Raw genomic sequence first — 14,455 nt, 5'->3', positions numbered from 1 at the left:
AGAGCCGCGAGCCATCGCCGCCGACGACTCCAACTCGGTGTGTACATGCGTGGTCACCCTACGCACGGTCACCTCGGACAATACGGGTCTCGTTACACTTCTGTTTCCTTTGGTATGAAACTCTCGTCCTCTTACCGTCGTCGCACCAGGCGACCCTGTCCCCGTCACTCCGCGAAGCGGTGTCAGCGGACACCGGTACCCGTCACCGGTGCACACCCTCATCCGAAAGGAGTGCCCCCATGACCAACGAAGCGGGCGCCAACCCGATCGAGGCGATGGAGGGCGGCGAGTACGCCGAGACCCTCGCCGCCGCGATGGCCGGGCTGGCCGACGCGTTCGACCTCCTCCTCGGAGACGCGGTGGGCGCCTGCGGCCACGAAGACGTCAGATCCGGGTTCAACAAGTTCCGGGAAGAGGCCGACCAGGCCCTCATCGACCTCCAGGAACACGGTCTCGCCCTGGCCAACAACATCCAGGCCGGCGCCGGTGAGGTGGCCCAGAACGACCTGGACAGCTCGGATGGCTTCCACCCCTGGCAGTCCCACCGTGACCTGAACTTCGACTGACGCCCCGTGGCCTCGCCCCAGCCCGAGTCCCCTTCCATCACCCCGCTCGCTCTTCGCCCCTGAGGATGACCGTGGCCACCATCGCCCTCGTTTTCTTCCCCCGAGACTTCTACGGACGCTCGGCCGACATGTACGACTGCGCTTCGGATCTGGAGATCCTCAACGCCCGCGTGCTCGGTCGCGCCGACGACCTCGGGGGGAGCTTCGACTCCGCCTCGCATCAGTTCACCGACCTCATCGCCTGGAACATCCAAGGGCATTCCGAGGAGGACCTCCAGAAGTGGCGAGACGCCGCGGTCTCGGTCAGCTATGCCTCGTCGGTCGCCGAGATGTGGGCCGACACCGTCAAGGCCTTCGACGACGAACGCGAGGCCCAACTCTCCACCTGGCAGACCAGCAAGGGCGAGAAGGAGGGCGCCGTCCCCTCCAAGTACCAGGGTGACCGGATCACCGAGTCCCACCCGCAGGCCGACGGGTTCCTCTGGACGGACTGGGGCGCCGGTGACGAGAAGAAGTGTCGCGAACTCTACGACGAACTCTCCACCGTGCAGGAGGGCCTCATCGAGCGCGAGCGGACCAACTGGAACACCCTCCAGGACACCGCCGAAGACGTTCGGACCATGCTCGAAGAGGGTCCGACCCCGGAGAACGTCTCCAAGCTCATCGAGGCCGGGAACGCCGGTTGGGGGTTCCTCAGCCTCGACCCGTCGCGTTACTCCGGACTCCTCGAAGACGTCGAACTCACCCCGGAGAACGCCGAGGAGTACGCCGACGAACTCTCGGCCTACTGGTCCGGAGACAAGCCCCTGGACGACCGCTACCACGAGCTCATGCTCGTGATGGCGATGATGGGGTCGAACGCCCGCGGTCACCAGCAGAACGGGACACAGTTCGAGTCGGAGGAGGTCGAGTTCCTGGAGGAGTTCTACCGGCAGTTGGAGGAGCCCTACTACCGCGACGGCGCCGGCGCGGGCCTCATGGCCTACCCCGACCTCATGGCCGAGTCCGGCATGAGCGAGGAGGAACGCGAACAGGCCCTCGGCACGCTCGGCGACGGTCTACTCGCGTTGTCGGACCCGCGTATCGGCGGTGGCTACGACAACCTGCCCCAGAGCTTCCGTTACGCGGTCGAGGGGCCGTGGATCAACCCCGACGCGGAGGGCAAGATCTCCACGGGCCCCGCGGGGATGGGCATGGACATGAAGGCGCTCTCCGCCTTCATGGAGCACACCGATGAGAACCTGGAGGCCGGTTACGGCCTGTCCACCAACCTCCACCTGAGCACCGGCGCCTTCCTCGACGCCTGGGGCGGCGAGGTCCACGACTCCGACGGCGTGCTGCCCGACTCCGAGCAGGTCTCGCACATGGTCGACGTGGCCTCCCGGAACAAGGACTCCAACTACTACATCCTCACCGGGGAGCACCTCAACGAGGAGCCGGGCGTCCCCTACGGCGACGAGGACCTGCGCAAGCAGGCCCTGGAGGGCACCCTCACCTTCGAATGGCACGACGACGGGCACACCGCGCGACAGCTCACCGACTGGTTGGCCGAGGACGTGCACAGTGAGGATCCCGAGGTGAACGAGCGCGCGGGCGACGCCTTCACCGGGTTCATGGAGACCATCACCGACCCGGAGATGCACGACGCCCTCATCAACACCGGCGTCAGTGTCACCGAGGGGGACAACGACTACTCCGACGCCTCCTTCACCCAGTTCAACGGCGCTCTGGCCGACAGCCTGGGCGACATCTTCGAAGCCCACATCTTCAGCTTCGCCAACGGCGACATCCTGGACACCGACGGCAACCCGGTGCAGGGGATCGGGGACTTCGATCCCGATACCAACTACGTGCGCATGGGTCCCGACGAGCGTGCCCAGTTCATGCAGCTCCTCATGGGCAACGACGAGACCGCCGGGCGCATCGTGAACTCGGTGGACGCCTACCAGCAGATCGAGGCCATCGCCTACCTGGAGTCCGGTAACGAGGCGACGTCCGCGCGCGGCTCGGCGCAGCTCCAAGGACTGTTGGAGCGCGCCCTGTACCTGGAGTCGGAGGACCGCACCGCCGACCTGGACAAGACGATCGAGCGAGAGACGCAGATCGCCGACTTCGTGGTGAGCGAGGCGGGAACCCTGTCCGAGAAGATCCCGGTCATCGGTCAGGGAGTCTCGAAGGGTCTGGACCTCGGTAAGGACAGCATCGTCGCGGCGATCGTCGACGGCGAATACGACGTGTCTCCACGGTTCCCGACCTATACCAGTGAGCAGAGCGTGGAACGGAACTTCCGGGTGGAGACCCTGGACTTCATGCTCGCTAACGATCCCCAGGCGTTCAACGGCGAGACCCAGCGCTCGGACCTTCGGACCCTGGTCGACGGTGGCGCGCTCACCATCGTGCAGGACGGTCAGGAGCTCAAGCCCTCCGAGATCACCAACGACTTCGTCATCGACGACTCGGTGACTCTGACGTTCGAGAAGGACCCGAGCGCGTGGGAGCACAACGAGGACCGGAACCTCTCCGGGATGGACGACGCCCTCGGCAACGTCATGAACAACACCGTCCTCACCGCGAACAGCACCGACCCCCACACGGGAGAACCCATCGAACACACGGCGTCCGGCCGTGAGTGGGTGGGCGACTTCACCGGTCAGTACAGCGACGCGTACAAGACCACACGTGACTACTTCGGGGGCGAACTGGAGACCTTCGGGAAGCCCCCGGAGGAGAACTGACCCCCCATCGCCGCGACACCGTCTCCTCCCCCGCCACAGACTCTCCTCGGAGGATCCCTTGACCCACCGTACGGTCCGGACATCCACCCTGCCGGTGCTCGCCCTCGCCGCGGGGCTGGTCCTATCGGGTTGTTCCACGTCCGAACCCGAACCGGAGCCCACGTCGGGCCTGCCCGAGGACTACGTCTCCGTGCAGTGGATCGAGCGGGAGATCCGGCTGTACACCTTGGACCGCATGATCGACGAAGCCGGCTCCGACGAGGTCCTCGTGAACATGGGCGGCACCCGTAAGCGCCTCTTCGACTCAGGGGTCATCGTCGCCGAGGGAGGCGGGGAAGCGGACGTGGACTGGGATACCGGATACGAGGACGGTGACTTGGAGGGGTTCGTGGTCGAGTTGGACAAGGACGCCTGGCACCCGACCAACCTCCACTATGTCGATGGGTCCCTCGGCAACGCGATGAACCACAACGAGGTCACCTGGTGCGACGAGACCGTCGGCGGCGATGACTTCGTCAAGGCCTACAAGGAACAGTACGAGGACGTCTTCGACAGCCAGGAGGAGTACACGGCGAGCGTCGCCGACTACGTCGACTGCGGCACCGGTGAGCCCTGAACGACCGCCTCGACAGCACCTGGAGAAACCGTTGATCCGTCGTGAGGGCCGTGCGCCCGTCTTCCTCGGCATCGCCGTGTCGGCGAGTCTGGCCCTGACCGGTTGCTCGACCTCCCAGTCCGAGACCGGGCCGGAGACCGATGACGCCTCTGAGCACATCTCGGCATTCTGGGTCGAACGCCAGGTGCGGGTGCTGACCCTGGATCGGATGTTCACCGAAGGCGACTCAGGCGAGGTCGTCGAGAACATCGGTGACGAACGGGATCGGTTGTTCGAATCCCGGGTCGTCCAAGAGGATGGCGACGGGTACACCGTCGAACTCGACGAGGATGAGTGGGACACCACGATCAACCTCAGCCGGATCGACAGTGCGTTGAACGACGCCATGTACCACAACGAGGTCACCTGGTGCGGGGACGTCGTGACCGGTGAGGAGTTCGTCGACGCCTACATCGACGAGTACGAGGGAACCCTCAACATCCACGACGCCTACGAGGCGAGCGTCGTCGACTACGTCGACTGCGGCACCGGTGAGCCGTGATGGTCCTCGACGGCCCGGTGATCGGAACGCGCACCAGGTGGCCTGAGACGCCCACCGAGGCCCGCCGGTTCGACCAAGGAAAGGAGGGAATTCGCACCCGGTCAACAACATCACGAAACGCGCATACGCATTGACCGACAGGTCAAACCCTGACTAATGTCCCTACTCGCCGTACCTCCCCTGATCCCGAGCCTCGGGCGAACACCCTGCTCTTGGAGGACGGGACGCACACTTTCCCATCAGAGATTCTTCGAAAGGGTTCGGATGTCCTCCCAGCACGCCGGTCTTGAAAACGTCAATAGCCTGTCGCAGGGCGGTGAGCAGCTCGGGCAGGAGTCCGACGGTCTCCGCACCCAGATGAACCAGCTCATCGACGACATGAGCAGTGACGCCGACTCCATCCAGGGACAGGCCCTGCACGACTTCCGCGAGGCGCGCACCACCCTCATGGAGCGCTTCGACGAGCTCATGAGCTGGTGCAACCAGAACGGCATCAAGCTGAACGAGGGCCAGCAGCAGTTCAACCTGACCGACGACGAGGCCAGCGACGACTACGCGCAGTCCACCAACGACCTCGGCGCCATGGCCCGTCCGGTCAACGCCTGACCCCTTCACCGCTTCCGTCACGGCTTTCGAGAAAGGCACATTCGTGGGTAGTAACTTCGACGTTTACGGCAATGTCGGTGGGCTGCAGAACCTGGCCTCCGACCAGCAGGCGCACCTGGGTCGCTTCACGGCCATCATGAGCGCGATCAACGAGCAGTCCGAGAGCACCGTCAGCCAGTGGGAGGGGTCGGGCAGCTCGCAGTTCCAGGCCAAGGCCCAGGAATTCGACACCCACTTCTCCGAGGTCAACTCCGCGTTCGCGAAGATGATCGACGCGACCAGTGACACCGCCGGCAAGTACGACAAGCTCACCCGGTACCTGGACGGTCTGTTCTAGTAAACTGGGTCCCGATGTCCTCCCCACCCTCGCCTCCTGCCACCGATCCGGATCCGCAGCTTCCCGAGGCGTTCCACTACACGCCCGACGAGGAGAAGTACGTCCTCGAAGCGGACGCTCTCCGGCATCGGCAACTTCGATCCGCCCTGCTGTACGGCTCCAGCCGGTACTGGCGCCGTCGTCAGCGGGTGTGGCCCGCCGTGATCGGCGGCGCCATCCTCATCGCGCTCATCTGCGGGGTCATCGCCCTCATCGGCGCCTTCGGCAAACAGCAGGAGATCAATGAGGAGCGAGGGTGGGGAGCCAACAACAACGTTCGCAACCAGATGATCGAGATCCCCACGCTCGATCATCCGGTGTTCCAGGATCGTCCTTGACGTAGCCCGGTACACCTGCCCCGTTCGCCCGAGCGGGTATCCCACCACCAACAGGGGGTCGATCTCTCATGTCCGGCTCCGCTCCCGGGCCCGTCCGGGCCCCGGGGTACGACACCTCGACGCAGCTTCGCCAGGGGCGACGCGCCCGGATCATCCGCGCGACCCGAGCGACCAGCGGCGCCGAGGTCGTGCTCAAGGTGCTTCCCGTGGAGGCCGGCCAGGTCGAACTCGGTCACCTGCGCACGCTCAACGGCGTACCCGGCGTGGTCCCCCTGTTGGACGCGGGTTCCACCGCGGACGGTGCGTTCTTCATCGCCATGCCCTACTACCCGGACGGTTCGTTCGGGGAGATGCTGGCGAAGAGGGGCCCCGCTCCGTTGCAGGAGGCGGCCGCGATCGCGCGAAGCGTCGCCGCCGCCCTGGGCGCCCTGCACGCCCGTGGCCTGCTGCACAACGACGTCTGTCCGGGAAACGTCCTGCGGGCCGGGCGCACACCCGTGCTCACCGGGTTCGGTGCGGTGTCCACCTCCGGTGAGCCGCTCACCCCGCCCTCACCCCAGTTGGAGTCCTTCCTCCACTCGGCCCCCGAGGCCCTCCGTGGCGAACCGCGTACACCGGCGTCGGACGTCTACCAGCTCGCCTCGACGATCTGGACGTTGCTCATGGGTCGGGCACCGTTCTCGTCCATGGACGGTTCCCCCTTCGACCCCCAGGCCTACGCTCGGCGCGTGCTCTCGGAGGAGCCCGCGCCGGTGCCGCGTCCGGACGTGTCCCGTTCCCTGCGTCGGGTCCTCACCCGAGGCCTGGCGAAAGACCCCGCGGGCCGGTTCCCCAACCCTTCCGAGTTCGCCGCGGCCTTCGAGAAGGCACGGTCCGGACGCACGGCGACGGCCCCCAGCGGCGCCCAGCCCTCGATGAGCGGTATCGCCCCGACGAACGCTCCCTCCGGCCCACAGACCCCGCCCGCGTCCTCCGGCCCGCAGACCCCGCCGGCCCCTTCCGGGCCTCAGTCACCTCCGGTAGCCACCGGACCGCAGACCTCACCCGCCCCTTCCGGACCACAGGCCCCTCCGGTACCCCCAGGACCGCAGAACCCGCCGACCGCTCCCACCTCTCAGGCGCCCCCTTCCCCCGGGCCGACCGGCCACCCGTCCGGGCCCCAGGTTCCGCACCTATCCGTTCCTTCCGGGCCCCACACTTCGCCCGCGCCATTCGGAACCGGACCACAGCGCCCACCACACGTTCCGGCCGAGGGAACCGGCCACGGATTCCCCCAGGACGGGTTCCCTCCGGCCGATGGAGGGGACCGGGGTCGGCTGGAGAGCGCGGCGCGGCTGCGTCCGCCCCAGCGACCGCTGCCCACCCCCGAGGAACGCGAACTCCACGGCGCCGTTCCCGAGGCCTCCGCCCACAGCACCGCCGACCTCATGATGGCGAAGCTGCGTGGGGAGGAGGTCTCCACGCTGCGCGCCTGGTCACGGCTGGACGGTTGGAGCGGTGACGCGAAGTCCGCGTACCTCCCCGTCGACGAGGCCGAGGAGGAGTCCTCGGATCCGGAGTGGGACTCCCTTTCCGCGATCCAGGAACCGCCACGGTGGCGCAAGCAGATGCACATCGCGGTGACGGTCTGCGGTGTTCTCGTGGCCGGCATGGTGGCGAGTGCCTTCGCGGCGACGAGCACCCCCGAACCAGTGGTCGCGGTCGCCGCCGAGGAGACCGAGGAGGAACCGGTCGAGGAGGACACCCCCGCCCAACCGGTGGCCGAACCCTCCCCGCTGCCGGAGGTATCCCCCGCCTCCAACGTGATGTTGGAGGACACCCTCAGCGCGGTCACCCTGAATTGGACGGACAACACCGGCGGCACGGGCTCCTACTTCGTGGTGGGCGGGGCCCAGGGCCACGACCCCCGGACCCTGGCACGGACCGGCCCCGGTGCCGTGACCGCGCAGGTCCCCACGGAGAACACGCAGGTGGAGTACTGCTTCACCCTGGTCGCCGTCGACGAGGGGTCCGCCCCCGCCGAGGAGGTCTGCACGACGCGGGCCGCGGACAGGGCCGCCGAAGCCGAACGCCAGGCCGAGGAAGAGGCCGAGCGGGAGGCGGAGGAAGAGGAGGAGGAAGAAGCCGAGGCCGACCCCTCGCCGTCCCCCTCCCCCAACGCCGACGACTAGAAATCCCCCTATAAGAGGAGAGACCGTGAGTGGGTCTGTCGGAGTAAACCCCTTCAAAGCACACGAGGATGCGGAGTTCTCAGAATCCCTGGCTGAAGCCATGATTGGCCTGGTGGAAGTCTTCGAGGATCTCATCTCAGACGCAAAAGAGCAATCCGGAAACACTCAAGTAGGAATTGGCTACGAAAGGTTCAAGGAAGACCATATCGAGTTTATCGAAAAGGTTCGGGAACATGGACTCCAGATCGCAGATAATGTTCAATCAGGAGCAAAGGAATCTGCTCAAACTGACTGGGAAGCCGCCGAGGAGTTCGAACACCCGTGGGAATTGGCCCGAGACATCAACAATTAGCTGATTCAGACACCAGGGAAAGCCTTAGCCATGGCCGGATTCGACCTCACATTTAAACCAGTAGAAATCGACGGGGAGGCTTTTAGCATAAGATCCGTTGCCAGCGATTTAGAGATTCTTACATCAAGAATTTTAGGCCGCGCCGGAGATCTAAACGGGAGTCTTAACGATTCGGCCACTCAATTCAGTGATGTCATTGGGTGGAACATCAAGTACATATCAGAAGAAGACTACGCCCTCTGGCAAGATGCCGCTAACGCAGTAACCTACTGCTCACACATGACTGACATGTGGGCCTCGGCGGTCGGCGACTACAACTCTGGAAAAAACAATCTGATCCGAGAATGGAATCGGGAGGTGAACGAGAAGAAAAGAAACGTCCCAGACAAATATCAAGGGACTGTTATTACTGCAACTTATCCAGAGCGAGGAATTGCGCTACTGGACTGGCAGGAGAATAAATGCCGAGACCTGTATTTGGAGCTCACCAATCTCCAATCAGAGCTTCAAGGCAGGGCAAGCGACCTGCTCCAGGAGTACCGGGACTCGGCAGACGACATCAGAAAAATGCTCGAGCAGGGTGCGACTGAAGAAAACGTTCAAAAACTAATCGATGGTGGACATACTTCTTGGGCGTTCTTTAACATCAGCCCAGAAAAATATACGATGCTTTTGGATGAAGAGGACCTCTCCGAGGAACGTGCGAGAGAACTCCCTGATCAACTTAATCCATATTGGACCGGGGAGAAGCCAATTGATGATGAATACCACGAGCTAATGCTCGTACTGAGTATGGTCAGTACAAAGGCGATGCAGGCTCAGCAAGATGGTACAGATGTCGATGAGGAACTGGAATTCCTCATCGCATTCAATGAGGCTCTTGAGAATAGCCACCATGGAGGAATTATTGACATTCCTGACATCATGAAAGAAGGGAGTATTAATGAAAATGACATGGAACACGCTCTAGGCGTGATCGGTGATGGACTTCTCGTTCAGTCTGATCATCGAATTGGTGGAGGTTATAACGATCTTCCCGAAAGCATACGCCGGACTGCAGAGGGTACCTACTTTCTACCGGACGGAGAAAATTATTCTTACGATGACTGGGCGGCAGACTTCAGCAATCTTTCTGATCTATTAGAACACACATCAGAGGGAATCGAAGGTGGGTTTGGATTCTCCGCAACATTGAACCTCACAACCGGAATGCATGCAGATGCTTTCCCAGCAGATTCTCACATGTCAGACCTGCTCACTTCCGACGATCTCGAAGCCATCCTTGATGCCTCCACAAGAAACCGAGATGCTAATCACGCCGTTCTGACTGGCGACTTTGATCACCCTAATCTGATTGATAGCGATGGCAACTATCTCAACGTTGAACGTCAAGAAGACGAGAACGGTGATCTAGAAACCCAGGAAGAAGCAAACGAAAGAGCAAGACAGTCCGTCATTGACAACGCACTTGGCGGCATCTTGGCCTTTGACTGGAGTGATAATGGCCGAGCCGCTGCCGGGCTAACTGATTGGATCCATGAGGACAAACTGAGTGAAGACCCAGATGTTCAGCAACGTGCGGGCGAAGCAGCTGTTGGTTTCATTGAAACAATTACCAGCCCAGAGATGCATGAGACCCTCTCTAGAACGGAGGTGGCCTTCACGGATGAAAATGGGGGCGAGTTCCACAATCCTTCATTCACGATGTACAACGACTACATCGCTGACAGCCTGATGAAAATTTATGAGAGCTATATCGATAGCTTTTCAGGTGAAGAAGGTTTTTCCGGCGAAACCATCGATCTAAATTATGAAAGAGTTCCTGCAGAAGAATCTTGGGATTCAGATAACAATACGTTTACTACCGGAATCGCGGAAAGGACAATTTTCCTCGAGTACATTATGGGGAACTCAGATTCTGCTGCGGAAGCGATTGCCGCAACAGAAGTTTACCGAGCCATCCAGATGGAAACTCTGCTGGAGACAGGTGAACATCACTACACTGGAGGGAATGCTGGCCGACTGAATGCCCTTGTCAATCAAAGCATCATGAACGAGGCTCTCGAAAGAGGTCTAGGGGAAGATGAAATAAACGAACGAAAGAGAGAGCTATATGGTGCAGCTGCAGCTACTCTAACCAACCCTGTCGGAAGCATTCCTCGCGTAGGGTTCATACTCCAAAATGGAGTCGAATATTTGACCAACGAAATGATCGAAAATGCACTCAGTAGGGCTATTGATACAATCCCCCGGGGTGGAACGGAAACTGCAAACTACACCGACATGCGGAGCCATGCCTATGTTTTGTCGGGAGAACTTGATAGCAATGGAGGCGCCTTCCCTGAAACAGATAAACTTGTTCGAGGAAAAAATGCCTCGGAGGTACTTGAAGAGAGTGGAGTGCTAGTCGAGTCCGAAGGCAGATACAGAATCGAACTCGATGATTCCAGGTGGAATGAAGGCTACTCTCAGGATAGTATTCTTGAGGCCCTCGAGTTTGTTAATGAAGAATTGCATGTTGACACGATCCAGGGAGACTACCCAGCCGGCAGCTCCCTGGCAAACAAGTTCACTGAAAGCTTTAGAAACCCATATGAGGATCTTAGCAGTGAGCTAGACAGGTACAGAACAAGCAAAGAGAACCTTGAAAACTTCTACAATAGAGAACCCCTAGAGCTGAACTAAAAAGAACTTCAGAGTGACCCTATGCAGAAAAAAGCTTCTTGCGTTGTTTTTTCCGTTTTAATATCGGTTTCGATGGTTAGTTGCACAAGCCCCGAAGTGGATAATCCCGTAACCGTCCCACCCCAAGACAAGAAGGTCAACCGCCTTTGGATTGCGGGATCTGTCTACTCTCAGATCCTTGCGAAGGCCGTCGATGAATACGGAAGCCACAAGGTGGTCACCGACATCTACGGCCACCCCGAAGCAACTTCCGGCCACGAAAACATACCCTTCACTCTATCCAATTACGATATTCTCACTTCCTCCCAAGTCCTCATCGAGGATGAGGATGGTGAGTTTCATGTCGAAACAGACCAGGAAAAATGGGATCTCAGCGGACAGCATGGCCGAGAGAAAACACTGGATATGCTCTATCTCACCATTCGGAACTTTGATGTTGAATGGTGCTCAGGCCAAGACGAGGCCGTTCTCGCCACTGACTTTGCTGACTCCTATTTGGATGGGCCCGAAAGGCGCTTCGAAACCCGAGAAGAGTACACCGAAGACATCATCGAGTACGTGAACTGCGGAACCGAATGAACCCCACGCTCTCCCGGTTTCAGCTCAGTACCCCCAGGTCCTCGAACGGGGTCTCCAGAGCCGGGACCCGCACGCTCAGATAACGTGAGGAACCAGGAGAACCATCGTGTGCCTGCGGTGATCCCACCTCCCGGACAGGTTCTTCAGCCCCACTCTTCCCGGAAAGGCGACCCGATGCGGCGTTCCCTCGCCCTGGCCTCGGCCGTGTGCCTGCTCGCCGTGACGGCCTGTGACTCCTCCTCCGATTCCTCCGACGAATCCCCCGAGACCGTGGAGGAGCTCACCGAGGGGGGAATGGTCGGCCTGGCGCTGATCCACCGGGGATTCGAGGGCGGCGACCCCGAAACCGACCAGGTCCTGGTCTTCCACGACCCCGAGACCGGTGCGCCGCTCCAGCGGATCGAGCTGCCCGACGGGGCCGTGGACCCGATGGCCTCGGAGGTCCCTGTACACGGGCGCTTCTCCGAGGACTGGCAGCACTTCGCCTTCGTCACCGACGAGCCCAGCGCCGTGCACCTGGCCGCCCTCACCGACCCCGAGGACGCCGAGGGGGAGGAGGGGGACGAGGTCGAGGGGTTCTCCTACCAACCGATCGAGTCGATCGCCGCGCCGCAGAACGAGGTCCTGTCGGAACCCCTGATCCACGAAGACCGCCTCTGGTACGTCTCCAGAGGTCCTGACGGGCAACCACCCCAGGTCCTTTCGGTGCCCTTGGACGCCCCCAACGGCACCCCCAACCAGGAGGGCAGCCTGGCCCTGGGTGAGGGGCAGCGGCCCAGCGACTGGGCGCTCACCCCGGATGGTTCCCTGCACATCCGCAACAGCGTGCCCACCCAGCAGTTGTCCGGCGGGGAGGGCCAGTTGGTGACGCGATCGACCAACGGCACCACCGTCAACGCGACCCTCACCACCGGCGGGGAGCAGTGGCAGACCTTCGACGACGCGACGGTGTGGGGCGGCGAAAGCGCCCTGTTGCGCCCCGACGAGAGCGACGACGCACCCGGCGGCGTGCTTCTGCTGACCCTGGAGGGGCAGGGTTTCTCGACGGCCGAGCTGTTGGCCGACGAGGGCTCCCCCGTGGTGCAGTTCGCCCCCTCCACCGAACGTGACGCCGTGCTGCTCCAGACCGAACAAGCGTGGTTCCGCGTCGGTCTGGAGGACGGGGCGGTCGGTGAGACCGAGGAGCTCTTCCCCCGCTACCACGACGCCTCCATGGACGGTTGGCCCCTGCTCGTGCGCTGGGCACAGGAGCCGCCCGCCGAGCCGAGCGAGGATCCCTCGGAAAGCCCCACCACCTGATCCCGTTCGGTCCGGGAATCCGAACACTCCGGGACCATCGACCTTCCCCCGACCCCTGGTCGCCCCCTATAGCGTGAAATCCCACGACCACCCGTGAGGAGAGGACACCGAACATGGCGAAGCAGGACAGGCCGCGCGGAGCGATCGCCGCCATCACCTCGCTCATCGACAGCACGCGCTCACTGGCCCGAACCTCCACGGTGTTCGGCGACCCGGTGACCTCCGGGGCCACCACCGTGGTACCGGTGGCGCGGATCAGCGTGCTGAACACCATCGGCGGCGGCACCGGGAAGATGCCCATGTCCGGTGGCGACGGCGCCGGAGGTATGGGACTCATGCGGGCGCGCCCCGCCGGGTTCCTGGTCGTCTCTCCCGAGGGCGCCGCCTTCCGGGCCATCCATCAGCCGGCCGCCAGGTTGGTGTTGCCACTCGCCGCGATCACCGCGGTGGCGGCGGCGCGCATCGTCTCGGTGTCCGTGAAGGAGGCCCGGCGACGCAAGCGGCTGGAACTCGAATGTGGGCGACACCAGGAGTGCTCACAGCACTCGGTGTGACCTGTGCCGTAGTCGTCGTGCGCCGCCTCGGATAGCGTTTGCCGGTCTTTAGCCGCACGGTAGTTCGGGGGGCGCCCCTTGTCCGGGGTCATCGTCGGGTTCGGAGTCATCGCCAGTATCGTCGCCATCGGCTACATGCTGGGCCGGATCCCGCTTCTGGGCCCCGGGGCCAGGGAGGTCCTCAACCGGCTGGCGTTCTACGTGGCCAGCCCGGCTCTGTTGTTCACGATCCTGGCCCGCACGGACCTGTCCGTGCTGCTGTCGCCGCCGGTCCTGGTGAGCGTCTTGAGCGTGGTGGTCGTCGCGGTGCTCTTCCTCGTCGTCGGGGTCATCCGACGATGGGGTGTGGGACGCACGACCGTGGGCACCCTGGGTTCCTCCTACGTCAACGCGGGCAACCTCGGCATTCCGATCTCCGCGTACGTCCTCGGCGACGCCTCCCTCGTCGCTCCCATCCTGCTGTTCCAACTGCTGGTGTTGGCACCGGTGTCGTTGACCGTGCTGGACCTGGGCAACGGGCGTGTGCGGGGGTTCTGGCCGGTGCTGCGCCGTTCCCTGGGCACCCCGGTGCGCAACCCCGTGGTGATCGCGTCCCTGACCGGTGTGGCGGTATCGGCGTCCGGTTGGGTGCCGCCGGCACCGTTGATGGAACCCTTCGACCTGGTCGGCGGGATGGCGGTGCCGTCGATGCTGCTGGCGTTCGGGATCTCCCTGCACGGCAGCGCGATGCCCGGGCGGAGCGGTCCGGACCAGGTGCCGGTGCTGTTGGCGGTGGCGTTGAAGTCGGTGGGACAACCGCTGGCGGCGTGGGCCTTGGGCTCCTTGGTGTTCGGTCTGGAGGGCGCCGCCCTGTTCGCCGTGGTGGTCCTGGCCGCGTTGCCGACCGCGCAGAACGTGTTCAACTACGCGACCCTGTACCGAACGGGTGAGGCGCTCACCCGCGAGGTGGTCCTGATGACCACGGTCCTCACCGTCCCGGTCCTGTTCACCGTCACCCTGCTCCTGGGCTGATCCCCGCGTTCACCGGCCCGGCCCCG

At 62.8% G+C, this 14,455-nt stretch carries 14 protein-coding genes; all 14 read left to right on the top strand.

The genetic code is table 11. The features are described 5' to 3' along the window. Nucleotides 1-239 precede the first annotated feature (239 nt). The 14 genes from ACWGSK_RS06745 to ACWGSK_RS06680 all read left to right on the top strand — a co-directional run bounded on the left by ACWGSK_RS06745 (nt 240) and on the right by ACWGSK_RS06680 (nt 14,429). Nucleotides 240-566 (top strand): hypothetical protein, encoded by a 327-nt coding sequence (locus ACWGSK_RS06745; protein ID WP_067602334.1) that lies wholly within the window; start codon nt 240-242, stop codon nt 564-566. 71 nt (nt 567-637) lie between these two features. Beyond that, entirely contained in the window at nt 638-3,301 is a 2,664-nt protein-coding gene (locus ACWGSK_RS06740) for a TPR repeat region-containing protein (protein ID WP_452455389.1), read from the top strand. Between the two features lie 58 nt (nt 3,302-3,359). Further along, the gene (locus tag ACWGSK_RS06735) at nt 3,360-3,917 is read left to right on the top strand and encodes a hypothetical protein (protein WP_452455388.1); all 558 of its coding nucleotides are present in this window, start codon (nt 3,360-3,362) and stop codon (nt 3,915-3,917) included. Beyond that, entirely contained in the window at nt 3,907-4,458 is a 552-nt protein-coding gene (locus ACWGSK_RS06730; RefSeq protein ID WP_452455387.1) for a hypothetical protein, read from the top strand. The genes ACWGSK_RS06735 and ACWGSK_RS06730 overlap by 11 nt, the downstream gene beginning before the upstream one ends. A 264-nt stretch (nt 4,459-4,722) precedes the next feature. After that, the gene (locus ACWGSK_RS06725) at nt 4,723-5,064 is read left to right on the top strand and encodes a hypothetical protein (protein WP_358503936.1); all 342 of its coding nucleotides are present in this window, start codon (nt 4,723-4,725) and stop codon (nt 5,062-5,064) included. A gap of 43 nt (nt 5,065-5,107) precedes the next feature. Next, nucleotides 5,108-5,401, top strand: a complete 294-nt coding sequence (locus ACWGSK_RS06720; RefSeq protein ID WP_067602323.1) for a WXG100 family type VII secretion target — start codon at nt 5,108-5,110, stop codon at nt 5,399-5,401. A 14-nt stretch (nt 5,402-5,415) separates the two neighbouring features. Beyond that, nucleotides 5,416-5,778, top strand: a complete 363-nt coding sequence (locus tag ACWGSK_RS06715) for a hypothetical protein (RefSeq protein WP_358503939.1) — start codon at nt 5,416-5,418, stop codon at nt 5,776-5,778. A gap of 68 nt (nt 5,779-5,846) precedes the next feature. Further along, on the top strand, nt 5,847-7,949 hold the full coding sequence (locus ACWGSK_RS06710; protein WP_452455386.1) for a serine/threonine protein kinase: 2,103 nt from the start codon (nt 5,847-5,849) through the stop codon (nt 7,947-7,949). Nucleotides 7,950-7,974: 25 nt separating this feature from the next. Next, the gene (locus tag ACWGSK_RS06705) at nt 7,975-8,301 is read left to right on the top strand and encodes a hypothetical protein (RefSeq protein ID WP_452455385.1); all 327 of its coding nucleotides are present in this window, start codon (nt 7,975-7,977) and stop codon (nt 8,299-8,301) included. A 30-nt stretch (nt 8,302-8,331) separates the two neighbouring features. Then, nucleotides 8,332-10,986 carry a TPR repeat region-containing protein gene (locus tag ACWGSK_RS06700; RefSeq protein ID WP_452455384.1) on the top strand — a complete coding sequence of 885 codons (2,655 nt, stop codon included), beginning with the start codon at nt 8,332-8,334 and terminating at the stop codon, nt 10,984-10,986. Between the two features lie 21 nt (nt 10,987-11,007). Beyond that, on the top strand, nt 11,008-11,565 hold the full coding sequence (locus tag ACWGSK_RS06695; RefSeq protein ID WP_452455383.1) for a hypothetical protein: 558 nt from the start codon (nt 11,008-11,010) through the stop codon (nt 11,563-11,565). 174 nt (nt 11,566-11,739) lie between these two features. Continuing rightward, the gene (locus tag ACWGSK_RS06690; RefSeq protein WP_452455382.1) at nt 11,740-12,864 is read left to right on the top strand and encodes a hypothetical protein; all 1,125 of its coding nucleotides are present in this window, start codon (nt 11,740-11,742) and stop codon (nt 12,862-12,864) included. 113 nt (nt 12,865-12,977) lie between these two features. Then, nucleotides 12,978-13,418, top strand: a complete 441-nt coding sequence (locus ACWGSK_RS06685) for a GerW family sporulation protein (protein ID WP_358503948.1) — start codon at nt 12,978-12,980, stop codon at nt 13,416-13,418. Between the two features lie 78 nt (nt 13,419-13,496). Further along, nucleotides 13,497-14,429 carry an AEC family transporter gene (locus tag ACWGSK_RS06680; protein WP_358503951.1) on the top strand — a complete coding sequence of 311 codons (933 nt, stop codon included), beginning with the start codon at nt 13,497-13,499 and terminating at the stop codon, nt 14,427-14,429. Nucleotides 14,430-14,455 lie beyond the last annotated feature (26 nt).

This window comes from Nocardiopsis sp. NPDC055551 (assembly GCF_053619415.1).
The sequence above is the reverse complement of the archived record's forward strand: the minus strand, read 5'-3'. Positions and strand labels throughout refer to the sequence as shown.